The following is a 22,661-nucleotide window of genomic DNA, read 5'->3' as shown; positions in this document are numbered from 1 at the left end:
GCCCTCTCGACGATGACGGATCGGTGTCGTCGCAGCCGAACGCGGCGGTCGGAGATACCGTCATCCCATGCCGCAACAGCCGCCCGAGGGGTACGACTGGCTCTACGACCAGGGCCCGTCGACGACTCCCCGACGCCCCGCGCCCGCTCCGCCGTCGGAGCTGCCGCCGCCGAACCTCCCGCCGCCGGGCCGGCGTCCCGCGGGTCCGACCGGTCCGTCGGGCGGTGGCCGTCCCCGCAAGAAGCGTCGCTGGTGGATCCGCGTCCCGCTCCTGCTGCTCGTCCTGTGGCTCGTGTTCCTGGTCGCGGTCCCCTTCTGGGCGCTCCGCACGACGAGTCGTGTCGACGCCTCCTACGACGGTGACCGCCCGGCCGACCAGCCCGGCACGACCTACCTCGTCGTCGGCTCCGACAGCCGCGCCGGCCTGACCGCCGAGCAGCAGGCCGAGCTCGCGACGGGCGGCGACGCCGGCGGCAACGGGCGCACCGACACGATCATGCTGCTGCACGTCGGCGACGGACCCGCGCTGCTGCTGTCGGTCCCCCGCGACTCGATCGTCGACATCCCCGGATACGGCAGCACCAAGATCAACGCGGCCTACTCCTACGGTGGTCCGCCGCTGCTCGTGCAGACGATCGAGCAGAACACGGGCCTGCGGGTCGACGCCTACCTCGAGATCGGCTTCGGCGGCCTCGTCAACGTCGTCGACGCCGTCGGCGGGGTCGAGATCTGCCCCCAGGAGCCGATCGCCGACCCCGACGCGGGCATCGACATCGCGGCCGGCTGCCAGGAGGCCGACGGCGCGACGGCGCTGGGCTACTCGCGGTCGCGGCACACCTATGCGACCCAGGACATCCAGCGCGTCCAGGCGCAGCGCGAGGTCATGGCCGGCCTGGCCGCCAAGGTCAAGCGACCGTCCAGCGTCCTCAACCCGTTCCGCTACTGGGGCATCAACCAGGGCGCCGCGGCCTCGCTCACGATCGACGAGGACGTCAGCACGCTGCAGCTCGTGCGCTTCGCCCAGGGCCTGTCCTCGGCGATGAGTGGCGAGGGCCTGAGCTGCACGGTGCCGCTGAGGAACTTCGACGTGCGCTGGGACGAGGAGCGCTCGGCGCAGATGTTCGACCTCATCGCGAACGACAAGACCAGCGACGTGGGCGACCTCTGCACGCCCGACGGGCTCCCGAAAACCGAATGACCGTGCGGGGCCGACGCTGGTGGGGTGTCGCGGGAGCAGCCGTCGTGGCTGCTGCCGTGGGCGTCGCCCTGCTCGTCGGCTCCGGTGGAGACCGCGCCACCGCCGGGGCGACCCCGACGATGCTCGTCATCGGTGACTCGATCTCGGCGAACTACCTCGACGAGCCGGGCAGCCCGCTGCAGGCGTGGTGGAGCCTCGTCGCCGACGAGCTGGGCTACGAGCCGACCGTGCTGGCGGAGGCGGGGTCGGGCTACCAGCGCCCCGGCGCGGGGTGTCGCGGCAGCAGCTTCCCGAACCGCCCGGGGGTCTTCGCGCAGCCGCCGCCGACCGTCATCGTCGTGGAGGGCGGACGCAACGACTGGGCTCGCTGCGACGGGCTCGACCTGGTGCCCGTGCCGAGCGGCGACGTGCTCGTCGCGGCCGACACGTTCCTGCGCACCCTGACCGAGACCTACCCCGACGCGCGGATCGTCGTGCTCGCTCCGCCGTGGGGCCCGCTGCAGCAGCAGTACGTCGACAGAGTCACCGAGGCGGTCGAGACCGCGGCCGAGCGCAACGGCTGCGAGTTCGTGCGCATGGACGGGGTGCTGACGGCGGGGCGCACACCCGACGGCGTGCACCCCGACGTGAACGGCAGCCGCGCGATCGCCGAGAAGGTCCTCACCGCCCTGCAGCAGCCGTAGCCCCTCAGGACCGCTCGAGGGCCGCCGCGATGCGCGGCGCGATCGCCGCGAGGGCGTGACCCCGGTGGCTGATGCGGTCCTTCTCGCCAACCTCGAGCTCGGCCGTCGACACGTCGTGCCCGGTCGCCGCGAACAGCGGGTCGTACCCGAACCCGCCACCCCCGAACGGGGCGTGCAGGATGCGGCCGGCCATCTCGCCGTGCTCGACGACCTCGGTGCCGTCCGGGAGGCACAGGGCCACCGCGCACACGAAGCGCGCCGTGCGGCGCACGTCCGGCACGTCACCCAGCTGGCTGAGCAGCAGGTCGTTGTTCGCCCGGTCCTTGTCGGCCCCGGTCACCCCCGACCAGCGCGCGGACAGCACCCCGGGCATCCCGTTGAGCGCGTCGACGCAGAGTCCCGAGTCGTCGGCGAGCGCCGGCAGCCCGGTCGCCTCGACGCACGCGCGCGCCTTGATCAGGGCGTTCCCCGCGAAGGTCGGATCGGTCTCGGCCGGCTCGGGGTAGCTCGCGACGTCGCTCAGGCCCAGCACCGTCAGACCGGGCACGAGCGGGGCCACGATGCGCTGGAGCTCGACGAGCTTCTTGGCGTTGTTCGAGGCCAGCACGACCTGCGGCCGCGACGCGGAGCCGGTCATCGGCCGAGGGCCTCCACCTGCAGGCGGGTCAGCTCGGCGCAGCCGCCGGCCGCGAGGTCGAGCAGGGCGTCGAGCTCGGCCTTGTCGAAGGGCGCACCCTCGGCCGTGCCCTGCACCTCGACGAACGACCCCGAGCCGGTCATCACGACGTTCATGTCGGTCTCGGCCCGCACGTCCTCGACGTAGGGCAGGTCGAGCATCGGGACACCGTCGATGATGCCCACGCTGATCGCGGCGACCGACTCACGCAGCGGCTCGCCCTTGGTCGCGTCGAGCCCCTTGAGGTGGGCCACGGCGTCGGCCAGCGCGATGTAGGCGCCGGTGATCGCCGCAGTGCGGGTCCCGCCGTCGGCCTGCAGCACGTCGCAGTCGATCGTGATGGTGTTCTCGCCGAGCGCCGTCGTGTCGACCGCGGCGCGGAGCGAGCGTCCGACGAGGCGCGAGATCTCGTGCGTGCGGCCGCCCACACGACCCTTGACCGACTCGCGCGACGAGCGGTCGTGGGTGGCCTGCGGGAGCATCGCGTACTCGGCCGTGACCCAGCCCTTGCCCTGACCCTTGAGCCAGCGCGGCACGCCCTCGACGGCGGAGGCGGCGCACAGCACCCGCGTCCTCCCGAACTCGATCAGGCAGGAGCCCTGCGCGTGGTCGAGCCAGTTCCGCTGGATGGAGATGTCACGCAGCTGGTCGACGGCGCGGCCGTCCTCACGAGTCGTCATGGCGCCACTCTAGGGGGCGTCCCGCGGCACGGGACCGAGCGCCAGGTCCACGACGAGGCCCCCCGGTCGCGTATCGTGTGGGCCCGATCATGAACCCAGCAGTGACGGCCGCGGCCGAGGAGTCCACCCCTCGCGGGTCCGGGAACCGCTCCGCCGCTCGCGCCGAGCGTCGCACGGACATCGACGGGCTCCGCGCCCTCGCGATCCTGCTGGTCGTCGTCTACCACGTGTGGTTCGGCCGGGTCTCCGGCGGCGTCGACGTGTTCCTCATGATCTCCGCGTACCTGCTGACCGCCTCGCTCGTCGCCACGGCGGCCCGAGGTGAGCGCCTCCGGCTCGGCCGCCACTGGCTCAGCCGCTTCTCCCGCCTGATGCCGCCCGCAGTCGTCACGATCGGCGGGGTGCTCGCGATGACGTACCTCCTGTACCCGGAGACCAGCTGGTCGCAGATGTGGCGCGAGGCCTGGGCCAGCGTCCTGTACGTCCAGAACTGGCAGCTCGCCGCCGCCGAGGTCGACTACTACGCGCGCGAGCTCGGCACGACGAGCGCGCTGCAGCACTTCTGGTCGCTGTCGGTCCAGGGCCAGGTCTTCGTGATCTGGCCGATCCTCATCGCCGTGACCGCGTGGTGCGTGCGTCGCCGACCGCGGTGGCTGCTGCCGGCACTCGTCGCGCTCTTCACGGTGGTCTTCGTCGTCTCGCTCACGTTCTCGGTGATCTCGACCGCCGAGTCGCAGGACTATGCCTACTTCGACACCCGCACCCGCCTGTGGGAGTTCGCGGCCGGTTCGCTCGTCGCGCTGCTGCTGCCGTACCTGCGCCTGCCGTCCCCGGTGCGTGCGGTGCTGGGCTGGGTGGGCGTGGTCGCGATCGTCCTGTGCGGGGTCGTCATCGACGTGCGTGGCGGGTTCCCCGGGTACCTGGCCCTGTGGCCGGTCCTCGCGACGGCGTTCGTGCTCGTCGCGGGTGGCGAGCCGACCCGCGGCGGACCGGCAGCCCTGCTGGGGTCGCGTCCTCTGATGGCGCTCTCGCGACACGCCTACGCGTTGTACCTCGTGCACTGGCCGATCCTCATCGCCTGGACGATGCTTCGTGGCCGCGACACGGTCGGTCCGCTCGGAGGAGCCGCGATCATCCTCGTGTCGCTCGCGGCGGCCCGGCTCCTGACGCGTGACGTCGAGCACCCGGTCCGCAGCTTCGCACTCCGCCACCGGCCGGAGTGGCGCCAGGCGGTGGTCATCGCGGCCTCCGTCGTGGTCGTGGCCGGGCCGCTGGTGGCGTGGCAGGCCCAGCAGCAGGCGCGCGCGGCCGCGATCGTCGTCGATCCCACCGACCGCGAGCGCTACCCCGGCGCCTGGGCCGTCGACGACCCCGACTGGACCCCGTGGGACGTGCCGATCGTGCCGCTCGCCACCGAGCTCGACGACGAGTGGGTCTTCCGCGGCGAGCCCTGCACGGGCGACTGGGTCCCGTCCGACCCGATCCTGTCCGACGGCTGCTTCCAGGACTCCCCCGAGGTGGCGAACGACCGCACCGTGCTGGTGCTCGGCGACTCCCACGCCCAGCAGCTCGCCGAGCCGCTGACGTCCCTGGCGCTGGAGGAGGGCTGGCACGTCGTCTTCATGCTGCGCGGGGGCTGCCCGCTCGGCTTCGGCGAGGTCAGCATCAGCCAGGACGAGGAGATCTGCGAGCAGTGGCGTCGTGCAGCCCTCGACTACGCCCTCGAGAAGCGCCCGGGCGCGGCCTACCTGATCACCACCAAGGTCACCCCGCAGGAGCCCGAGCGGCTGCTGACCGGCGTGGACATCGCGGTGGCCGAGCTCCTCGACGCCGGGATCGACGTGATCAGCGTCCGCGACAACCCGCGCTTCTCGTTCAACATGTACGAGTGCGCCGTGGACGTCGCCCGCGACTGCGTGGTGCCGCGCGAGCACGTCCTCGCGGCCACCGACCCCGGTCTCGAGCTCGACGCCCGGGTGCTGCAGGTCGACTTCAGCCCGTGGTTCTGCCCCGGTGGACGCTGCGACGGCGCCGTGGGCAACATCGCGGTCTACCTCGACGACAACCACGTGACCCGCAGCTTCGGCGCGACGCTGACGCCCGTACTGGCTCAGCAGATCCGCGAGCAGCGCGAGCTCCTCATGACGCTGCGCTGAGGGGTGACGCCGGGCTGAGGGCCCTCAGGCCTCGTAGACCTCGCCCGGCCGGACGATCGAGTACGGCCGGTCGTAGACCGCGGCGAGGTCCGCCTCGACCTCATCGGCGTCGGTCCAGTCGGGGATGTGCGTGATGAGCAGCTGGCCCACGCCGGCAGCGGCGGCGCACTGGCCCGCCTCGGCACCCGTCAGGTGCAGGTCGGGCGGGTTCACCGCCGACTCCACGAAGGAGGCCTCGCACAGGAAGATGTCGGCGCCCGCAGCGAGCTCGTCGAGCTCGGGGGTCGGCCCCGTGTCGCCGGAGTAGACCAGCACCTTGCCGCCCGCCTCGACACGCATGGCGAACGCGGGCACCGGGTGCTTGACCCGCACGACCTTCACCGTGAACGGCCCCACCTGCTGCACGGGCTCGTCGTCCCACACCGCGAAGTTCAGCGCATCGAGCGGCGGCTCGCCGCCAGGGCCGCCGGCGTGCGCCAGGAACTCCTCGGCACCCTCCGGGGCGATGACCTTGATGCTCTCGTACGCGCCCTTCGGGTGGTACTTCGCGATCACGACGAGGCTCACCAGGTCGATGCAGTGGTCGGGGTGCAGGTGGCTGATGGCCACGGCGTCGATGCCCCGCGGGTCCATGTAGCGCTGCAGCTGACCGAGCGAGCCGTTGCCCAGGTCGAGCACCAGGCGCCAGGTGCGGCCCTCGTGCTCGGCCTCGACCAGGTAGCAGCTCGCTGCGGAGTCCGGCCCGGGGTACGAGCCGGCGCAGCCGACGATCGTCAGCTTCATGCCCTGACCTCCCCGCGGGCCTCGCCGCGCTCCCTGGGACCGAAGCCCTCGACGAGTCCGACCTCGGGCCCGAGGAAACGACGGCCGAGGGCCGCGAACTCCTCCGGGTCGCCCGTGGTCATGAAGTGGTGCCGCGGCGCGGGCAGTGCCGCGTCGCGCGTCAGGCCCTCGCGGGCCAGGAGGCGATAGACGTCCTTGGCCGTCTCCTCGGCGCTGGAGACCAGCGTGACGGCGTCGCCCATGACGTAGGACAGTACGCCGGTCAGGAGCGGGTAGTGCGTGCAGCCCAGCACGAGCGTGTCGACGCCCGCTGCCTTGAGCGGGGCGAGGTACTCCTCGGCGACCTGCAGCAGCTCGTCACCACCGGTCGTGCCCGCCTCCACGAACTCCACGAACCTCGGGCAGGCGCGGACGTGCAGGTCGATGCCGGGGTTGGCCGCGAAGGCGTCGTCGTACGCACGGGAGGTGGCGGTCGCGGTGGTGCAGATGACCCCGACCGTGCCGTTCCGGGTCGCGTTCACGGCACGGCGGGTGGCGGGCACGATCACCTCGACCACGGGGACGTCGTAGCGCTCGCGGGCGTCCCGCAGCACGGCGGCGCTGGCCGAGTTGCAGGCGATCACGAGCGCCTTGACCCCCTGCTCGACGAGCTGGTCGAGGCACTCCAGCGCGTACTCGCGCACCTGGCTGATCGGCCTCGGGCCGTACGGCTGGCGGGCCGTGTCGGCGACGTAGAGCACGGGCTCGTGGGGCAGCTGGTCGAGCACCGCACGGGCCACCGTCAGTCCTCCGAACCCGGAGTCGAAGATGCCGATGGGTGCGTCCGCCACAGCCCCGAGACTAACCCTTAGAGCGGAAGCTTGGGCTGCGGCGGGGCGTGCGTCGGGTCGACGCCGTCGAACAGGCTGGAGACGGACTCGCCGGCGTGGATGCGAGCGATCGCCTCGGCGAACAGCGGCGCGACCGACCGGATGCGCAGCGTGGGCCAGTCGGCCGGCGGCGGGACGGTGTCGGTCGTGACGACCTCGGCGATCGTCGGGTGGTCGCGCAGGCGCTCGACGGCGTTGCCGGTGAACAGCCCGTGCGTGCAGGCGACCGAGACCTCGGTGACGCCCTCCTTCTCCAGCATCGCGACGAGCTCGACGATCGAGCCGCCCGTCGCGATCTCGTCGTCCAGGACGATGACCTTCTTGTCGCGCACGTCACCGACGATCGCGTCGATCACGACCTTGTCGTCGGCCTTGCGCTGCTTGCTGCCGGCGGCGACCGGCAGGCCGAGCAGCCGCGCGAACTGCGAGGCCGTCTTGGCGTTGCCGAAGTCGGGCGACACGATCACGGTGTCGGTGAGGTCACGCTCGCGGTAGTAGGCCGCGAGCTCCCCGATCGCCGTCAGGTGGTCGAGCGGCATCGCGAAGAAGCCGTGCACCTGGGGTGCGTGGAGCGTCATCGTCACGACCCGGTCGACCCCCGCCGTGGCGAGCATGTCGGCCACGAGCTTGCCGCCGATCGAGATGCGGGACGCGTCCTTCTTGTCCGAGCGCGCGTAGGCGTAGTGCGGGATCACGACCGTGATCGAGGCGGCCGAGGCGCCGCGCGCGGCGTCGACCATGAGGAGCAGCTCCATCAGGTGATCCTGCGTCGGGGGCACGAGCGGCTGCACGATGTAGACGTCGCGCTGTCGGCAGTTCGCCAGCAGCTGCACCTGGAGGCAGTCGTTGCTGAATCGCGCCGTCTCGGACGGGGAGAGCGACACCCCGAGGTGGCTGCAGATGCTCTCGGCGAGCTCACGATGGGCACTGCCGGAGAACACGACGATCTGGCTCACGCTGGGAAGCCTAGGGGAGGTCGGGCCCTGCGCCTACTCCCCGTCCGCCGGCGTCAGCTCACGGCGATGAACAGGGCCACCCCGAGCACCAGGAGCACGGCGCCTCCGCCGGCCCCGACGCCCGCGGAGACGAACCCTCGCACCACGGGCCCCCAGGGCGCCTGGAGCCACCGGACCGCCGCCGAGCCGACCAGCAGGGCCAGCACGGTCCACGGCAGTCCGACGACCAGCATCATCCCCGAGAGGAACTCGTCGTCGTACCCGAAGATCTCCGGGCGCTCGCTCGGCCGGTTCGCCGCGAGCACGACGCCCCACACGACCGCGGCGACCCAGACGCTCGCGTAGACGCACAGCATCACGACCCAGCTGTGCAGCCGCGAGGAGGCACTCATGCCCAGAGCTGACCCTCGAGGGCGTCCTCGGCCTCGTCGAGCGTGCCCTCGTAGGCGCCGGTGGACAGGTACTTCCAGCCGCCGTCGCACACCACGAAGACGATGTCGGCGCTCTCGCCGGCCTGGATGCTCTTGGCGGCCTGCGCCTGGGCGGCGTGCAGGATCGCGCCGGTGGAGATGCCCGCGAAGATGCCCTCGGAGTCGATGAGCTCGCGCACCCGCCGGACGGCGTCGCGTGGCCCGACGCTGAAGCGCGCGTCGATCATCGACTCGTCGTACAGCTCGGGCACGAAGCCCTCGTCCATGTTGCGGAGCCCGTAGACGAGCTCGCCGTAGCGCGGCTCGGCGGCCACGATGCGCACCTCGGGCTTGTGCTCACGGAAGAACCGGCCGACGCCCATCAGCGTGCCCGTGGTGCCGAGGCCCCCGACGAAGTGCGAGACCTCGGGCAGGTCGGCGAGGATCTCGGGGCCCGTGCCCCGGTAGTGCGCCTCGGCGTTGGCGGGGTTGCCGTACTGGTAGAGCATGACCCACTCGGGGTTCTCGGCCGCGATGCCCTTGGCCACGCGGACGGCCTCGTTCGAGCCGCCCGCGGCGGGCGAGGGGATGATCTCGGCGCCCCACATGCGCAGCAGCTGGCGCCGCTCCTCGGAGGTGTTCTCCGGCATGACGCACACCATCCGGTACCCGCGCAGCTTCGCGACCATCGCCATCGAGATGCCGGTGTTGCCGCTCGTGGGCTCGAGGATCGTGCAGCCCGGCGTCAGGCGACCGTCGGCCTCCGCGGCCTCGATCATCGCCAGCGCCGCCCGGTCCTTGATGGATCCGGTGGGGTTCTGGTCCTCGAGCTTGGCCCACAGCCGCACGTCCGGGGACGGAGACAGGGTCGGGAGACCGACCAGCGGCGTGCCGCCGACCGAGTCGATCAGGTTGGCGTACTTCACCCGCCGGCGACCGCGGGGAGGATCACGACGGTCGAGCCCTCGGTGACCGGGGTCTCGAGGGCACCGGTGAACCGGATGTCCTCGTCGTTGACGTAGATGTTCACGAAGCGGCGCACGGCCGGGCCGTCGGACCCGTCCTCGACCAGGCGGTCCTTGATGCCCGGGTGCGCGGACTCGAGCGTGTCGATGAGCTCGGCGACCGAGGAGCCGGAGGACTCCACCGCGCGCTCACCGTCGGTGTACGTGCGCAGGATCGTGGGGATGCGGACCTCGATGGCCATCAGGCTGACTCTCTCTTCGGATCGGTGCTCGGGGCGGTGCTGTCGATGGGTGCATCTGGATAACGCTCGACGATGGTGACTTCTTCCTCGGTCACCTCGCCGTCGACGATCCGGTAGGACCGGAAGTCGACGGGGCCGGACTCGTGGGCACCGTCCCGCGTGCTGACCAGGACGTAGTGCGCGTTGGGCTCCGAGGCCAGGTTGGTGTCGGTGCGCGACGGGTAGGCCTCCGTGGCCGTGTGCGAGTGGTAGATGACGACCGGCTCCTCGTCGCGGTCGTCCATCTCGCGGTAGAGCCGCAGGAGGTCGCCGGAGTCGAACTCGTAGAACGTCGGCGACATCGCGGCGTTGACCATCGGCACGAAGCGCGAGGGACGGTCGGAACCGAAGGCGCCGGCGACGACGCCGCACGCCTCGTCGGGGTGGTCGCGGCGCGCGTGGGCCACGATCGCGTCGTGGATCTCACGCTCGATGGTCAGCACGGTCATTGATCCTATCGACGCCCGTCAGCACCGCGTTCTCGGCATCCGAGGGGCGGAACGACCGCGGCCCCCGTCAGGGCAGCGCGGCGACGAGGGACTCCTGCACGAGTCCGAGCCAGTCGTAGACGTCGCTCATGGCGGCGACGGCCGGGTCCTCCGAGTGCGCGACGAGGTCGACGTCCTCCTCGGCCTCGATGCCCAGCCGGATGGCCAGGGCGAGCCGGATGTCGGTCAGCGACTTGAGCCACGCAAGCGAGGCCTCGGGACCCAGCTCGACGTCGACCTGCTCCTGACCCCGGATGTCGGAGGCGTCGGGATCGAAGCCGCCCACGACGAGGGCCGCGATGATCGCCTCGGCGTGACTGACCTTCGCCGCGGTCAGCGACTGCTCGGTGTAGCGGCGGAACTCGCCGGACTCCTCGGCCTCGTCGCCGGAGTAGGCGTCCGGCAGCAGGCGGCGCAGGACCGGGTCCTCCGGCGGCATGACGGGACCGTTCATGCCGAGCTGCGCGGCCAGGGGGTCGGTGTCGGCGACGGACTCGCCGTGGCGGTCGCGCAGCAGCTCGACGACCTGACGGGCGAGGTTGGCGAGGAGGTCGGCCTCGGCCGGCTCGAAGGTCGCCGTGATGCTGCCCTTGCGGCGACGACGGAACGGCGTCATGCGTTCGCTCCGGCGCTCATGCCTCGTCCTTCTGGACCGTGGCCCACAGCCCGTAGTCGTGCATCGCCTGAACGTGGCGCTCCATCTCCTCGCGTCCGCCGCTGGAGACGACCGCGCGGCCCTCGTGGTGCACCGCCATCATCAGCGTCGTCGCCTTCTCCTCGGTGTAGCCGAAGTAGGTGCGGAACACGAAGGCGACGTAGCTCATGAGGTTGACCGGGTCGTTCCAGACGATCGTCACCCACGGTCGGTCGACCACGAGGTCGGGCTCGACCTCGGTGTCAGCATGCTCGACGGGAGCAGTCTTGGGCACGTCCCCCATTGTGACGCAGGCCGCCTGAGACGTCGAAACCTGATGACGTCCGGCTCGGCCTAGGCTGCGGGGGTGACCTCCACGGCGCTGTCGACCGACCGGTACGAGCTGACGATGCTGCAGGCCGCGTTGGCCGACGGCACGGCGCACCGACGCAGCGTGTTCGAGCTCTTCTCGCGCCGGCTCACCGGCGGACGCCGCTACGGCGTCGTGGCCGGCACGGGTCGCGCGCTCGACGCCCTCGAGCGGTTCCGGTTCGGCGACGAGGAGCTCGAGTGGCTGCGTGCGGAGTCGGTCGTCGACGCTCCCACGCTCGACTGGCTCGCCGACTACCGCTTCTCCGGCTCGATCTGGGGCTACGCCGAGGGCGAGGTCTACCTGCCGCAGTCGCCCGTGCTGGTCGTGGAGTCGACGTTCGCCGAGGGCGTGCTGCTGGAGACGCTGCTGCTGTCGGTGCTCAACCACGACTCGGCGATCGCGTCGGCCGGCGCCCGGATGATCCAGGCCGCGACCGGCCGGCCCTGCATCGAGATGGGCTCCCGGCGCACGCACGACGCGGCCGCCGTGGCGGCAGCGCGGGCCGCCCACGTCGTGGGGTTCGCCGCGACCTCGAACCTCGAGGCGGGCCGCACCTACGGCGTCCCGACGACCGGCACGAGCGCGCATGCGTTCACGTTGCTGCACGACTCCGAGCGGGACGCCTTCACCGCGCAGGTCGACTCGCTGGGCGTGGGCACGACCTTGCTGGTCGACACCTACGACGTCCGTGAGGCCATCCGGACCGCCGTCGAGGTGGCCGGCACCGGGCTGGGTGCCGTGCGGATCGACTCGGGCGACCTGGTCTCGCTGGCCCGTCAGGTTCGTCGCCAGCTCGACGACCTCGGGGCGACCGAGACGCGCATCATCGTCACGAGCGACCTCGACGAGCACGCGATCGCCGCGCTCGCCGCCGCTCCGGTCGACGGCTACGGGGTGGGCACCTCGCTCGTGACCGGGTCGGGGGTGCCGACCTCCGGCTTCGTCTACAAGCTCGTGTCCCGCGCCGCCGACGACGGCACGATGGTGCCGGTCGCGAAGGCCAGCACCGCCAAGACGTCGGTCGGCGGTCGCAAGTACGCCGTGCGCCGGCTCACGGACGGCGTGGCGCAGGCCGAGCTCGTCGGCATCGGCGAGCCCCCCGCCCACGACGGTGACGACCGCACCCTGCTGGTCGAGCTCGTGCGCGACGGCGAGCGCGTGCACCACGCAGCCCTCGCGGACGCCGCGGCCCACCACCGGGCCGCGATCGCCGAGCTCCCCCCGGCCGCCCTCCAGCTCTCCCCCGGCGGTCCCGTGCTCGACACCCTCCTCACCTAACCCCTGGGCGGTGACTTAGGGACCAGTCCCACACCCGGGCGGTGAGTCTGGGACCAGTGCCGGTGCTCAACAGGTCCCTCAGTCACCGCTCTCCCGTGCGAAAGGTCCCTAAGTCACCGCCCGGGCCTAGGGTGGGGGCATGACGGCTCCGGTGACGACGGCGTTGATCGTCGTGGACGTGCAGAACGACTTCTGCGAGGGCGGCTCGCTCGCGGTCGCAGGCGGGGCCCAGGTCGCGGCCGACGTCGCCGAGCTCATCGCCTCCGGCACCTACGGCACCGTGGTCGCCACGCGCGACCACCACGTCGACCCGGGCGCGCACTTCTCCGACACCCCCGACTTCGTCGACTCCTGGCCGCGCCACTGCGTCGTCGGCACGCCCGGCTCGGAGCTGCACGAGCCGCTCCGCGCCGACCTGTTCGCCGCGACGTTCTTCAAGGGCGAGTACGAGGCCGCCTACTCGGGCTTCGAGGGCCACGACCCCGACGGCACGACCCTCGCCGACTGGCTGCGCGGCGCCGGCATCACCGACGTCGACGTCGTCGGCATCGCGACCGACCACTGCGTGCGCGCCACCGCGCTCGACGCCGCCCGCGAGGGCTTCGGCGTGCGCGTGCTCGAGGGCCTGACCGCTGCCGTCACCCCGGACAACCTGCCCAGCCTCCGCGCCGAGCTCACCACCGCCGGGGTCGAGGTCGCATCGTCACGCTGAGCGCGCGGCGATCTCCTCGTCGCTGGGCATCGTGTCGGGGAACGTCCCGAGCCGCGCCACGAGGTGCCCGTTGGGGTAGCTCTTGACCCGAGCCAGGTCGCGCGCGTACGTCGGCGACCGGCGGGCGGGCATGCGCGCGATCGCCCACGCCCGCAGGCGCAGCGCCCTCCGCGTCGCCCACCGCGCGAGTGCCGGGGGCTTGCGGTAGCCGAAGGCGGCGAGCAGGTGGTCGTCCATCAGGCTCCGGGCGAACAGGTCGACCGCTGGTGCCAGCGGTCTGGGGTAGAACGACGTCAGCAGGTCAAGCGTCGCGTCGGCCACGGCGCGGGTCTTGCGGTCGGGCGTGAAGTGCTCCGTCTCGTACACGTCCAGCAGGCGACTGAACCCGGCGTAGTCCGCCGGCAGGTCCTTGATGCCCATCAGCGCACCGACCCGCTTGTAGTACTCGACCGTCGCCTCGACCTCGTGGCCGCGGAGCCTCCGGTAGCCGAAGTCGTCGACCCACCGCACGGGCATCACGACGAACGTCGCCAGGACGTAGCGCATGTCGTCGTTGCTGATGTCGTAGCTGCCGTGCATCTGGTTCATCCGGCGCACCGACTGACGGCCCTCCGGCGAGTCCGGGCCGTGCTCGACGATGCCCTCCAGGATCAGCACGGTGTCGTCGTGACGTCGCTGCGTGTCGACCGTGAACTGGCCGGTGTCGAACAGCAGCCGCCCGATGCTCGGCACCGCGTACGTCCGGAACAGCGCGAAGCTCAGCGCCTGCTGCAGGTCCCACGGGAACTCGTGCATCGAGAGGATCTGGGTGATCCGCAGGCGATCGGTCACCGGGTCGAGCCGGTCGATCTCCCGCTCCCAGTGGTCGCGGCGCAACGGCAGTCGCATGGGGTCTCCTATCGTGACAGTGCCGCTGTCACGCTAGGGCACGTCGGGGGCGGTTTCCACCCCCGACGGAGCCGGACGAGTCCTGGAACGACGCTCAGAACGCGAGTTCGGCCGCGAGCAGCTCGAGCGAGCGCTCCCGGGCCGGCGACGCGTCCGGAGCCACGCCGACGTGCTCCGAGGCGATGGGGTGGAGCATGACCTCGTCGACCCCGAACTGCTCGGCGAGGGCGCGCAGGTGTGCGGCCACCGCGGCCGGTTCACCGACGCCACCCTGGCGCAGTGAGGACGCCACGATCGCCTCCAGCTGGGGCGGCAGGTCTTCCGCGCGGTCCTCGGCCAGGGCCAGTGGCTGCATCGGCAGCCCGCCCCGCAGGCGCGCCATGTTCATGGCGTTGGGCCGGGCGAGGTCGCGCGCCTCCTCCAGGGTCGGCGCGACGGCCACGTTGGCGGTGAGGAACGTGGTCGGCTCGGTGCAGACGTCGCTGGGGCGGAAGTTGCTGCGGTAGAACGCGAGCGCCTCCTCCGTGCCGTGGCCGGAAAAATGATGCGCGAACACGTACGGCAGGCCCTTCTCGGCCGCCAGCTGCGCCGAGTACATCGACGAGCCGAGCAGCCAGAGGCGCGGCACCGTGGCCGCTGCCGGCGTGGCCTTGAGGATGTACGGGCCGCGCCCGGCCTGGGTCGGCACCGCCACCTTGACGCCCTCGGCCCCCATCAGGGCGACGACGTCGTCGAGGTACTGCGGGAACAGCCGGACGTCGGAGTCGTCACGACCGGCGGCGCCACGCAGGGCCATGGACGTGACCGGGTCGGAGCCGGGGGCGCGACCGATGCCCAGGTCGATGCGCCCGGGGTAGGCGGCCTCCAGCAGGGCGAACTGCTCGGCCACGGCCAGCGGTGCGTGGTTCGGCAGCATCACGCCGCCCGAGCCGAGGCGGATCCGCTCGGTCGCGGCGGCCAGCATCGCGATCAGCACGGGCGGGCTGGTGGCGGCGACCGACGGCATGTTGTGGTGCTCGGCGACCCAGTAGCGGTCGAAGCCGAGCCGGTCGGCGGTGCGGACCAGCCCGAGGCTCGCCCGGACGGCGTCCCCCGAACCCTGGTCGGTGCGGACGGGGACGAGATCGAGCACGGAGAGCCTCACCCCCGTCACAACAACGGACGGGGGTGAGACCTTCCCAGGAGCCTCAGGCCGCGGCGGGCGCCGGCGTGAACGCCACGATCGCGTCGACCGCGCCCTGCAGCTTCGCGATGACCTCCTCGGTGCCGAGCACGTCGACGTCGATCGAGGTCTGCGAGACCGTGACGTCCTCCAGCGGGACGCCGCCGGCGATCGTGACGGACTTCAGCGCGTGCTCGTGCGACCACACGCCGCCGTAGGGGGTCGGGGTCACACCGATGGCGGCGACGGGCTTGCCGGTGATGGCACCGCCGCCGTACGGGCGCGACAGCCAGTCGATCGCGTTGTTGAGCACGGCCGGCATCGTGCCGTTGTACTCCGGCGTCACGAGGAGCAGGCCGTCGGCGTCGGCGACCGCGTCGCGCACGTGCTGGGCCGGCGCGGGGGTCTCGCCGGCGTCGATGTCCTCGTTGTAGAAGGGCAGCTCGCCGAGGCCGTCGACCAGCTCGAGGGTCACGCCCTCCGGCGCGTGGTCGCGCAGGTACTCGGCGACCTGGCGGTTGACGGAGTCGGTGCGGAGGCTGCCGACGAGGACGGCGACGCGGGTGGTGTTCTCGGACATGGGTGCTCCTGAGGTTCTGAGTGAAACGGACTTGGGTCCGGTTAGTACCGTAGCACGTAAGCGGACCGCGGTCCGTATAGTGGACGTCACATTCCACGACCCCTGCTCCACCGCCGCCCTAGAGTGAGACTCGATGACCGATCTGCCGCTCCTGCCGCTCCCCCTCGCCGGGGAGCCCGCGAGCGAGCGCAGCGACGCGGCCCGCAACCGGGCCGCCTTGCTGTGCTCGGCGCAGGCGCTCGTGGCCGAGTGCGGCGTCGACGACGTGACGATGGACGCTGTCGCGGCTCACGCCGGGGTCGGCAAGGGCACCGTCTTCCGCCGCTTCGGGAGTCGCGCCGGCCTGATGATCGCGCTGCTCGATCAGAACGAGACGCACTGGCAGGCCCAGGTGATCTCCGGACCACCCCCGCTGGGCCCGGGCGCCCCGCCGTGGGAACGCCTCGAAGCCTTCGGCCTGTCGCGCCTGGAGACCACGATGCTGCACGCCGACCTGCTGCGTGCTGCGGGCACCGGCCCGAGCCGCTCCGCTCCGGCGATGTCGTTCGTCGTCCAGCACGTGCAGCACCTGCTGACGCAGCTGGGTGTCACCGGCGACGTCCGTCTCCTGGCGACCGCACTGATGGCACCGCTCGAGATCGGGGTGCTCGACGAGCTGCGCACGCGCGGCATCGACACCGAGCGCGCCCTGCACGGCTGGCTCGACCTGGCCCGCCGCATCGTCGCCGGAGGCTGACCTACCCGCTGGCGCGGACGGCCCACTTGCGCACCAGGTCGATGCGCTGCTGCAGCGTCTCGACCGAGGCCGAGGCGGCCGGCGGACCCCCCGTGGCGTCGCGCAGGCGCGTGTGGGTGACCCCGTGCGGCGTGCCCGTGCGATGGTGCCAGGCACCGACGAGGCCGTTGAGCTCGCGGCGCAGCTCGCTGCGGCGCTCGTGCAGCACCGCCTCCTGCGTCTGGGCGTCGACCTTCGGCCGGGCGGCCTTCGTGCGCCGCGAATGGCGCAGCAGCTCGGCGACCTGGTCAGGCTCGAGCAGCCCGGGGATGCCGAGGAGGTCGAGCTCCTCACCGTCCTCGACGAGACCGTCGTAGCCGAACTCGCCGCCGTCGTAGAGCACCTTGTCGAAGGACGCCTGACTGCCGAGCGCCTGGTACTGGTTCTGCAGCTCGGCGGACCCGGCCTCGGCCTCCTGCGCCTTGGCGAGCAGCTCGGCCTCGGCGGCGAAGAGGTCGTCCTCGTCCTTGATCGGACGCCCGATCACGTGGTCGCGCATCGTCTCGAGGTCGCTGGCGTGCCCCAGCAGGCCCGCGACGCTCGGCAGGAAGATCGTCGCGGTCTCACCGCGGCGGCGGGCCCGGACGAAGCGGCCGACCGCCTGGGCGAAGAACAGCGGCGTCGAGGTCGTGGTGGCGTAGACGCCCACCGAGAGACGCGGGATGTCGACGCCCTCGCTGACCATGCGGACCGCGACCATCCAGGGCTCCATGCCCGCCGAGAACTCGGCGATGCGCTGGCTCGAGCCGGCCTCGTCGCTGAGGACCACGACCGGGGCGATGCCGGTGATCTGCTCGAGGATGCGGGCGTAGGCGCGGGCCGAGTCCTGGTCGGAGGCGATGACGAGCCCACCGGCGTCGGGGACGTCGCGGCGCACCTCGGTGAGACGCCGGTGCGCCGCCGTGAGCACCGCCGGGATCCAGGACCCCTTCGGGTCGAGCGCGGTGCGCAGGGCCTGCGCGGTCGCGTCGCGGGTGAGCGGCTCGCCGAGCCGGGCCTGGATCTCGTCGCCCGCCCGCGTGCGCCAGTGCATGTCGCCCGAGTACGCCATGAACAGCACCGGACGCACGACGCCGTCGCGCAGGGCATTGCCATAGCCGTAGCTGTGGTCGGCCACGCTGACGAGCGTGCCGTCGTCGGCCGGGGCGTACGTCACGAACGGGATGAAGCTGTCGTCGGAGCGGAACGGCGTGCCGGTGAGGCAGAGTCGCCGGGCGGCCGGCTCGCACGCCTCGCGCACCGCGTCGCCCCAGGTGAACGCGTCGCCCGCGTGGTGCACCTCGTCGAGGATGACGAAGGTGCGCCGGTGCTCGATGCGCACCCGGTAGGCGGTGGGGTTGGTGGCCAGGCCCGCGTACGTGACGGCGAAGCCGCGGAAGTCGGTGCCGAGCACCCCGCCGCCGGCCATGGTGGGGTCGAGGGCGATGCCGACCCCGGCCGCCGCCTGGGCCCACTGCACCTTGAGGTGCTCGGTGGGAGCCACCACGACCACCCGTTCGACGACCCCTCGGTGCAGCAGGTCGGCTGCCAGGGTCAGAGCGAACGTCGTCTTGCCGGCACCGGGCGTCGCGACCGCCATGAAGTCACGCGGCTGTCGCCGGGTGTACTCCTCGAAAGCGGCTCGCTGCCAGGCGCGGAGTCGGGTGCTCACGCAGGGCCGGAGGGACCGGAGTCGTCGCCGCTGCCGTCCTGCAGCGACTCCCAGATCTCCTTGCAGTCCGGGCACACCGGGAACCGTTGCGGGTCGCGGCTCGGGACCCACACCTTGCCGCACAGGGCGACGACGGGGGTGCCCATCACCATGGCCTCGGTCAGCACGTCCTTGGGGACGTAGTGACTGAAGCGTTCGTGGTCGCCGTCCTCGCGCAGCTCAGTGCGCTCGTCCTGGACGGTCTGCGTTCCGCGGCCGAAGAATCCCACGCGTGCATCCTACGCGGCTGCGGTGACCACTCCAGCCGACTCGGCGAAGTCGGCGGCACCGAGATCGAGCGAGATGTCAGTTCTCGCTCGGGTCCTCGGGCAGCGTGGCCCAGAACCGCAGGTCACCGGGCTGCCGGCGCACGACGTCGTGCCACAGCGAGTCGGGGTGACGACTCATGAGGTCACCCGGCTCGGCATCCAGGACGAGCCAGGACCCCTCCTCCACCTCGGCCTCGAGCTGGCCCGGGCCCCACCCGGCGTACCCCGCGAAGACCCGCAGGCCCGCGAACGCCTGCGGCTCGGGTGGCGGGCCGTCCAGGTCGACCAGGCCGATGCGTCCGGCCATCGGCCGGAACCCGGCGGGAGGTCCGGCCGAAGGGGCCGGGTCGGCCAGCACGCCGACGGCCAGCGCCGAGTCGAGGCCGACGGGCCCACCCTGGAACAGCAGCGTCGGAGAGGTGACCGAGCCGCTCCACTCCGGGAGCAGGTGGTGCACCTCGGACTCGAGCGGGCGGTTCACGATGACCCCCAGCGCGCCGTCCCCGTCGTGGTCGAGCAGGATCACGACACTGCGGGCGAAGACGCCACCCACGATCGCCGGGGTGGCGACGAGCAGCCGGCCTCGCCATCCGTCCATGCCCTCTATGATGCCCGCATGGCTGACCCCGCGTCCGGAACCGGCGCCGAACCGTCGGCGGGCGAGCCGTCCACGACGCAGCCGGCCGACGTCGAGCTCACGATCGACGAGCTGGCGGGGCACGTGGGCATGACCGTACGCAACGTGCGGGCCTACGCCGGCCGCGGCATCCTCCCTCCGCCCCGTCTCGAGGGCCGCACCGGCTACTACGGCCGCGAGCACGTGCAGCGGCTGCAGCTCGTGCGCGAGCTGCTGGACCGAGGCTTCACCCTGCAGGCGATCGAGTCCAGCGTCCGCGAGGCGCGTCCGTCGGTCGCCGGGCACACCCTCGACCTCCTGCGCATCCTCGACGAGCCGCACGACGTCGAGCCCGAGATCATGACACGCGCCGGACTGGCCGCACTCGCCGGCGTCGACCACGACAACCGCCTGATCGACGACCTCGCCGCCCTCGGGCTCGTGCGCTGGATCGACGAGCACAACGTCGAGCTGCTCCAGCCCCAGATCGTGCGCATCGGCGCGACGGTCGTGAACCTGGGCCTCGACCCGAGCACGGTCATCAGCCTGTACCCGCTCATGCGCACCCAGCTGCGCATCGTCGCCGACGCCTTCGTGCGCTCGGTCTCCGCCGAGATCATCGACCCGTTCCTCGTGGCCGGGCTGCCGGAGTCGGGCTGGGACCACATCCTCGCCGTCACCGAGGGCCTGCTGCCGATCGCCAGCCAGGTCACGGTGGCCATCCTGCGCGAGCAGCTCGGCGGCGCCATCGACGACGAGCTCTCGGTCAAGCTCGAGACGCTCCGCCTCGCCTCCACGCCCCGCGACGACTGACCGCCTCCCGCCCTCCGAGGTGCGAGCTTGCGAGCCTCGAAGGGGGCACCAGACAGCACGAACCCCCGACGCGCCCGGGAGGGAGATGGGCGCAGTCGGGGGTCCGCTTCCCGCAGCCGCCGAGGGAGAGCGGCGGCGCGGGGGTCAGGTCAGGCAGCGAGCGCGTTGCGCAGCCGCTCCAACAGGCTCGGGGGTGCCACGGGCAGCGGCACGATCTCGGGCAGCACCGACTGGTCACGCGCTGCGTCGACGATCTCGCGGCCGCGTCCGGCCAGGCCGGGCGACATCGCGGGCACGCCGGCGGCGCGGGCCAGGAACTCGTTCTCCTTCTCGACCGCGCGGGCGAGCGTGTCGGACTCGCGGTGCTGGTCGAGCAGGCGGCGAGCCCCGGGGAGCGCGGCGGCGGTGTCGATCCAGGCGTTGATCACGCCGATCTCGGGGGTGTCCGCGCCGTCGCCGACCAGGAGGTCGAGCCGGGTGCTGAGGGCCGACGACCAGCGGAGCTGGACGTCGAGCAGGAGCAGGTGGTGGTCGGGGTAGACCTCGTCGGCGCCCGGCACGGAGGCCAGGGCGGACTCGATGGTCGCCGTGGCGTCGGCGTCGGCGATGGCCAGGACGTCGGCCACGATGGACTTGCGACGGTGGTAGGCATCCCAGGTCATGGTCGCGATCCTTTCGTCGGGGGGAGTACGTACCGATAGTACGTACTCTGAGTATGGCGCATTTGTGCAGGTCAGGCCATGTGAGACCCATGTGATCCCCGGCACGGGTGGACCGTCCCCCTAGGATGTGAGGCATGACTCATCCGGCCAAGGTCCTGCGCGCGGCCCGCAAGGCCTCGGGCAAGGCGTCCGGGCGGGGCTACTCCTCGGGCACCAAGAAGGCCCTCGTGCAGAGCGCGACCCGGCTGTTCGCCGACCACGGGTACGCCGGCACCTCGCTCGACGAGGTCGTGGCGGCCTCTCGCGTCACCAAGGGCGCGTTCTACCACCACTTCCCCAGCAAGCTCGCGCTGTTCGACGCGGTCTTCACCGAGCTGCAGGAGTCGGCCATCCGCCGCATCCGCTCGGCGTTCGAGACCGAGTCCGATCCGTGGGAGCAGGCGCAGGCCGGGCTGCGTGCCTACCTCGACGTCAGCCGCGAGACGGAGTTCCGCCGCATCTGCATGCAGGAGGCGCCCGTCGCCCTGGGCCACGAGGCGTTCACCGAGGCCGAGCGCGCCGCGTCCCTGGGCTTCATCCAGGACGTCGTGGACCGCCTGGTCGACACGATCGGCGCGGTCGAGGTCGATCGCGAGGCCCTCGCCGCCGTCTTCTACGGAGCGATCCGCTCCTCGGCCGAGTTCGTCGCCGACTCCAGCGATCCCGACCAGGCCAGCGCCCGGGTCGAGGAGGCGATCATCGTGATCCTCGCGGGCCTGCGCACGCTCGGCCAGCTCGTCACGGAGTAGGTACCGGGCCGAGCAGCTGCTCGGCCGAGCGGCTACTGGAAGGTGGCCGACCCGCGGTCCTGCGAGACCAGCTCGATCCAGGTCTTGCCAGCCGGGATCGTGACCGGGTTGCCCGCCGAGTCGGCGAACGTCACGGTGCTGCCCAGCGAGGGCTTGGTCCAGGTGACGTCGACCGCCTGACCGCCGATCACGACGAGGCCGGATCCGCTGCCCTCGAAGATCGTCTCGGGCACCCGGTTGCCGGCGGGATCCTTGTAGCCGGCGTCGCGCTCGGGGGCGTAGATCACCACGAGGTTGTTCGCGACGAACTCCTCGCCCGGAGCCGCGAACCCGTTGGTGCGCGCCCAGCCGCCCTCGACGAGCCCGAAGCTCGTGGTGTGGCTGCTCGAGAACGTCACGCTGCCGCTCGTGACGGGCCTCGCCCCGGCAGGCGCGGCCGGCGCCTCGCCGGCCGGCGTGAACTGGAAGTACGGACCGGGGATCGTGGTCGCCGAGGCCTGGGAGGCGACGGCCGTGAGGTCGAGGAGCCGGTTGTACGGCCGCTTCTTGGCCGAGTCGGTCGAGAAGCCGGGCGCGTTGTTGTCCTCGGTGTAGGTCGTCAGGCCCGCGGCGTTGATCACGCTGTACGCCGGGCCGGCTCCGCCCGAGGCCACGACGTGCGCGGCGACGGGGGCGGCGATGCCCGCATCGGTGCCGCGCAGGGAGCGCACGTGGCCGATCTTGCTCGGCAGCGTCGAGTAGTACAGGGCGGCGAGGCGGGTGATGCCGCCCTCGACCATCTCCTCCACGACCAGGTCGGCCTGGTTGACGCCGTACTGCGGCGAGCCGGACTTGCTGTTCTCGACCTTCACGACGAACACCGGGTTGGTGGGCGGGGCGCCGCCGGCGAACTCCTGGCCCGTCAGGGGCGACACCTGGGTGACGGTCGTGCTCTCGCCCTTGGTCGACTCCTTGTCGTCCTTCGGCTCCTCGTCGCCACCACTGCACGCGGAGGCCACGAGGGTCAGGGACATCAGCAGGGCGAGCAGGCGGAGCTTCATGCCGCACAGCATGCCAAATCCGCCCCGCCGATCCCGCCGGGACACGCGGTGCCCCCGCCCGATGCCTTCGGTGCGCACCCGCCCCCGCGGGGCGGTGACGTATCGACCTCCCGGAGCGGGGGCGGTGACTTATGGACCTTCCGGAGTCGGGGGCGGTGACTTATAGACCTTCCGGAGTCCTTGAAAGGTCGCTATCTCACCGCCCGACCACGCCAGAGGTCGGTATCTCACCGCCC

The 22,661-nt window shown here is 71.9% G+C and carries 27 protein-coding genes; 8 read left to right on the top strand and 19 right to left on the bottom strand.

Annotated elements, in window-relative coordinates; all coding sequences use genetic code 11:
* Positions 1–67 precede the first annotated feature (67 nt).
* The gene (locus tag LO931_RS17390; RefSeq protein WP_229055122.1) at positions 68–1,198 is read left to right on the top strand and encodes an LCP family protein; all 1,131 of its coding nucleotides are present in this window, start codon (positions 68–70) and stop codon (positions 1,196–1,198) included.
* Positions 1,199–1,242: 44 nt separating this feature from the next.
* Entirely contained in the window at positions 1,243–1,881 is a 639-nt protein-coding gene (locus tag LO931_RS17385) for an SGNH/GDSL hydrolase family protein (protein WP_229055121.1), read from the top strand.
* Between the two features lie 4 nt (positions 1,882–1,885).
* Here the strand turns inward: LO931_RS17385 and rdgB are convergent, their stop codons facing one another.
* Positions 1,886–2,518, bottom strand: coding sequence for an RdgB/HAM1 family non-canonical purine NTP pyrophosphatase (gene rdgB / locus LO931_RS17380; protein WP_229055120.1), 633 nt, complete (start codon positions 2,516–2,518; stop codon positions 1,886–1,888).
* Positions 2,515–3,237 (bottom strand): ribonuclease PH, encoded by a 723-nt coding sequence (gene rph / locus LO931_RS17375; protein ID WP_229055119.1) that lies wholly within the window; start codon positions 3,235–3,237, stop codon positions 2,515–2,517. The genes rdgB and rph overlap by 4 nt, the downstream gene beginning before the upstream one ends.
* 89 nt (positions 3,238–3,326) lie before the next feature.
* Between rph and LO931_RS17370 the strand changes: the two genes are divergently transcribed.
* Positions 3,327–5,393: an acyltransferase family protein gene (locus tag LO931_RS17370; RefSeq protein WP_229055118.1), complete on the top strand. Its 2,067-nt coding sequence runs from the start codon at positions 3,327–3,329 to the stop codon at positions 5,391–5,393.
* A 24-nt stretch (positions 5,394–5,417) separates the two neighbouring features.
* Here the strand turns inward: LO931_RS17370 and LO931_RS17365 are convergent, their stop codons facing one another.
* The 9 genes from LO931_RS17365 to clpS form a co-directional block, all read right to left on the bottom strand.
* A complete protein-coding gene (locus LO931_RS17365; protein ID WP_229055117.1) occupies positions 5,418–6,176 on the bottom strand; it encodes an MBL fold metallo-hydrolase in 759 nt (252 codons plus the stop codon).
* The gene (gene murI, locus LO931_RS17360) at positions 6,173–7,006 is read right to left on the bottom strand and encodes a glutamate racemase (protein WP_229055116.1); all 834 of its coding nucleotides are present in this window, start codon (positions 7,004–7,006) and stop codon (positions 6,173–6,175) included. The genes LO931_RS17365 and murI overlap by 4 nt, the downstream gene beginning before the upstream one ends.
* 17 nt (positions 7,007–7,023) lie before the next feature.
* Complete coding sequence (locus tag LO931_RS17355) at positions 7,024–8,001, bottom strand: ribose-phosphate pyrophosphokinase (RefSeq protein WP_229055115.1); 978 nt, start codon at positions 7,999–8,001, stop codon at positions 7,024–7,026.
* 53 nt (positions 8,002–8,054) lie between these two features.
* Complete coding sequence (locus LO931_RS17350) at positions 8,055–8,393, bottom strand: hypothetical protein (protein ID WP_229055114.1); 339 nt, start codon at positions 8,391–8,393, stop codon at positions 8,055–8,057.
* A complete protein-coding gene (locus LO931_RS17345; RefSeq protein ID WP_229055113.1) occupies positions 8,390–9,337 on the bottom strand; it encodes a PLP-dependent cysteine synthase family protein in 948 nt (315 codons plus the stop codon). The genes LO931_RS17350 and LO931_RS17345 overlap by 4 nt, the downstream gene beginning before the upstream one ends.
* The gene (locus LO931_RS17340) at positions 9,334–9,618 is read right to left on the bottom strand and encodes a MoaD/ThiS family protein (RefSeq protein ID WP_229055112.1); all 285 of its coding nucleotides are present in this window, start codon (positions 9,616–9,618) and stop codon (positions 9,334–9,336) included. The genes LO931_RS17345 and LO931_RS17340 overlap by 4 nt, the downstream gene beginning before the upstream one ends.
* Positions 9,618–10,106 carry a Mov34/MPN/PAD-1 family protein gene (locus LO931_RS17335; protein ID WP_229055111.1) on the bottom strand — a complete coding sequence of 163 codons (489 nt, stop codon included), beginning with the start codon at positions 10,104–10,106 and terminating at the stop codon, positions 9,618–9,620. The genes LO931_RS17340 and LO931_RS17335 overlap by 1 nt, the downstream gene beginning before the upstream one ends.
* A 67-nt stretch (positions 10,107–10,173) precedes the next feature.
* Complete coding sequence (locus tag LO931_RS17330) at positions 10,174–10,761, bottom strand: DUF2017 domain-containing protein (RefSeq protein WP_229055110.1); 588 nt, start codon at positions 10,759–10,761, stop codon at positions 10,174–10,176.
* A gap of 16 nt (positions 10,762–10,777) precedes the next feature.
* The gene (gene clpS / locus LO931_RS17325) at positions 10,778–11,083 is read right to left on the bottom strand and encodes an ATP-dependent Clp protease adapter ClpS (RefSeq protein ID WP_229055109.1); all 306 of its coding nucleotides are present in this window, start codon (positions 11,081–11,083) and stop codon (positions 10,778–10,780) included.
* A 63-nt stretch (positions 11,084–11,146) separates the two neighbouring features.
* On the opposite strand from clpS, the gene LO931_RS17320 reads away from it, so the two are divergent.
* Together LO931_RS17320 and LO931_RS17315 are read left to right on the top strand one after the other, a co-directional pair.
* Complete coding sequence (locus LO931_RS17320; RefSeq protein ID WP_255658005.1) at positions 11,147–12,430, top strand: nicotinate phosphoribosyltransferase; 1,284 nt, start codon at positions 11,147–11,149, stop codon at positions 12,428–12,430.
* Between the two features lie 151 nt (positions 12,431–12,581).
* The gene (locus tag LO931_RS17315; protein WP_304523527.1) at positions 12,582–13,142 is read left to right on the top strand and encodes an isochorismatase family protein; all 561 of its coding nucleotides are present in this window, start codon (positions 12,582–12,584) and stop codon (positions 13,140–13,142) included.
* Here LO931_RS17315 and LO931_RS17310 read toward each other — a convergent pair.
* The 3 genes from LO931_RS17310 to LO931_RS17300 form a co-directional block, all read right to left on the bottom strand.
* Complete coding sequence (locus LO931_RS17310) at positions 13,134–14,030, bottom strand: oxygenase MpaB family protein (protein ID WP_229055107.1); 897 nt, start codon at positions 14,028–14,030, stop codon at positions 13,134–13,136. The two genes, LO931_RS17315 and LO931_RS17310, sit on opposite strands and share 9 nt — an antisense overlap.
* Positions 14,031–14,124: 94 nt before the next feature.
* Positions 14,125–15,162: an LLM class flavin-dependent oxidoreductase gene (locus LO931_RS17305; protein WP_229055106.1), complete on the bottom strand. Its 1,038-nt coding sequence runs from the start codon at positions 15,160–15,162 to the stop codon at positions 14,125–14,127.
* A gap of 55 nt (positions 15,163–15,217) precedes the next feature.
* Positions 15,218–15,772 (bottom strand): NADPH-dependent FMN reductase, encoded by a 555-nt coding sequence (locus LO931_RS17300; protein WP_229055105.1) that lies wholly within the window; start codon positions 15,770–15,772, stop codon positions 15,218–15,220.
* A gap of 133 nt (positions 15,773–15,905) precedes the next feature.
* Between LO931_RS17300 and LO931_RS17295 the strand changes: the two genes are divergently transcribed.
* Entirely contained in the window at positions 15,906–16,508 is a 603-nt protein-coding gene (locus LO931_RS17295) for a TetR/AcrR family transcriptional regulator (protein ID WP_229055104.1), read from the top strand.
* A gap of 1 nt (position 16,509) precedes the next feature.
* Here LO931_RS17295 and LO931_RS17290 read toward each other — a convergent pair whose 3' ends face one another.
* From LO931_RS17290 to LO931_RS17280, 3 genes are all read right to left on the bottom strand, one after another.
* The gene (locus LO931_RS17290) at positions 16,510–18,198 is read right to left on the bottom strand and encodes a DEAD/DEAH box helicase (protein ID WP_229055103.1); all 1,689 of its coding nucleotides are present in this window, start codon (positions 18,196–18,198) and stop codon (positions 16,510–16,512) included.
* Entirely contained in the window at positions 18,195–18,467 is a 273-nt protein-coding gene (locus tag LO931_RS17285) for a DUF3039 domain-containing protein (protein WP_229055102.1), read from the bottom strand. The genes LO931_RS17290 and LO931_RS17285 overlap by 4 nt, the downstream gene beginning before the upstream one ends.
* Before the next feature lie 76 nt (positions 18,468–18,543).
* Positions 18,544–19,104: a YqgE/AlgH family protein gene (locus LO931_RS17280; RefSeq protein WP_229055101.1), complete on the bottom strand. Its 561-nt coding sequence runs from the start codon at positions 19,102–19,104 to the stop codon at positions 18,544–18,546.
* A gap of 18 nt (positions 19,105–19,122) precedes the next feature.
* On the opposite strand from LO931_RS17280, the gene LO931_RS17275 reads away from it, so the two are divergent.
* Positions 19,123–19,935 carry a MerR family transcriptional regulator gene (locus LO931_RS17275; protein ID WP_229055100.1) on the top strand — a complete coding sequence of 271 codons (813 nt, stop codon included), beginning with the start codon at positions 19,123–19,125 and terminating at the stop codon, positions 19,933–19,935.
* A gap of 149 nt (positions 19,936–20,084) precedes the next feature.
* On the opposite strand, the gene LO931_RS17270 is transcribed toward LO931_RS17275, so the two are convergent.
* On the bottom strand, positions 20,085–20,597 hold the full coding sequence (locus tag LO931_RS17270) for a hypothetical protein (protein ID WP_229055099.1): 513 nt from the start codon (positions 20,595–20,597) through the stop codon (positions 20,085–20,087).
* 134 nt (positions 20,598–20,731) lie between these two features.
* Here LO931_RS17270 and LO931_RS17265 point away from each other — a divergent pair, with 134 nt between their 5' ends.
* Positions 20,732–21,385 (top strand): TetR/AcrR family transcriptional regulator, encoded by a 654-nt coding sequence (locus tag LO931_RS17265; protein WP_229055098.1) that lies wholly within the window; start codon positions 20,732–20,734, stop codon positions 21,383–21,385.
* 32 nt (positions 21,386–21,417) lie between these two features.
* Here LO931_RS17265 and LO931_RS17260 read toward each other — a convergent pair whose 3' ends face one another.
* Positions 21,418–22,425, bottom strand: coding sequence for a DUF3048 domain-containing protein (locus LO931_RS17260; RefSeq protein WP_229055097.1), 1,008 nt, complete (start codon positions 22,423–22,425; stop codon positions 21,418–21,420).
* Positions 22,426–22,661 lie beyond the last annotated feature (236 nt).

Source organism: Aeromicrobium sp. Leaf350 (genome assembly GCF_916858655.1).
Lineage (GTDB): Bacteria > Actinomycetota > Actinomycetes > Propionibacteriales > Nocardioidaceae > Aeromicrobium.
Note: the sequence above shows the minus strand (reverse complement) of the source record. Positions and strands in the feature narration are given on the sequence as shown.

Bases quoted from the DNA above. Each gene is read 5' to 3' on its own strand.
- LO931_RS17330 (WP_229055110.1), bottom strand. From the start codon at position 10,761: ATGACGCCGTTCCGTCGTCGCCGCAAGGGCAGCATCACGGCGACCTTC.
- rdgB (WP_229055120.1), bottom strand. From the start codon at position 2,518: ATGACCGGCTCCGCGTCGCGGCCGCAGGTCGTGCTGGCCTCGAACAAC.
- LO931_RS17370 (WP_229055118.1), top strand. From the start codon at position 3,327: ATGAACCCAGCAGTGACGGCCGCGGCCGAGGAGTCCACCCCTCGCGGG.
- LO931_RS17340 (WP_229055112.1), bottom strand. From the start codon at position 9,618: ATGGCCATCGAGGTCCGCATCCCCACGATCCTGCGCACGTACACCGAC.
- LO931_RS17310 (WP_229055107.1), bottom strand. From the start codon at position 14,030: ATGCGACTGCCGTTGCGCCGCGACCACTGGGAGCGGGAGATCGACCGG.
- rph (WP_229055119.1), bottom strand. From the start codon at position 3,237: ATGACGACTCGTGAGGACGGCCGCGCCGTCGACCAGCTGCGTGACATC.
- LO931_RS17390 (WP_229055122.1), top strand. From the start codon at position 68: ATGCCGCAACAGCCGCCCGAGGGGTACGACTGGCTCTACGACCAGGGC.
- LO931_RS17335 (WP_229055111.1), bottom strand. From the start codon at position 10,106: ATGACCGTGCTGACCATCGAGCGTGAGATCCACGACGCGATCGTGGCC.
- LO931_RS17270 (WP_229055099.1), bottom strand. From the start codon at position 20,597: ATGACCTGGGATGCCTACCACCGTCGCAAGTCCATCGTGGCCGACGTC.
- LO931_RS17260 (WP_229055097.1), bottom strand. From the start codon at position 22,425: ATGAAGCTCCGCCTGCTCGCCCTGCTGATGTCCCTGACCCTCGTGGCC.
- LO931_RS17365 (WP_229055117.1), bottom strand. From the start codon at position 6,176: ATGAAGCTGACGATCGTCGGCTGCGCCGGCTCGTACCCCGGGCCGGAC.
- LO931_RS17280 (WP_229055101.1), bottom strand. From the start codon at position 19,104: ATGGACGGATGGCGAGGCCGGCTGCTCGTCGCCACCCCGGCGATCGTG.
- LO931_RS17300 (WP_229055105.1), bottom strand. From the start codon at position 15,772: ATGTCCGAGAACACCACCCGCGTCGCCGTCCTCGTCGGCAGCCTCCGC.
- LO931_RS17275 (WP_229055100.1), top strand. From the start codon at position 19,123: ATGGCTGACCCCGCGTCCGGAACCGGCGCCGAACCGTCGGCGGGCGAG.
- LO931_RS17265 (WP_229055098.1), top strand. From the start codon at position 20,732: ATGACTCATCCGGCCAAGGTCCTGCGCGCGGCCCGCAAGGCCTCGGGC.
- LO931_RS17295 (WP_229055104.1), top strand. From the start codon at position 15,906: ATGACCGATCTGCCGCTCCTGCCGCTCCCCCTCGCCGGGGAGCCCGCG.
- LO931_RS17350 (WP_229055114.1), bottom strand. From the start codon at position 8,393: ATGAGTGCCTCCTCGCGGCTGCACAGCTGGGTCGTGATGCTGTGCGTC.
- clpS (WP_229055109.1), bottom strand. From the start codon at position 11,083: ATGGGGGACGTGCCCAAGACTGCTCCCGTCGAGCATGCTGACACCGAG.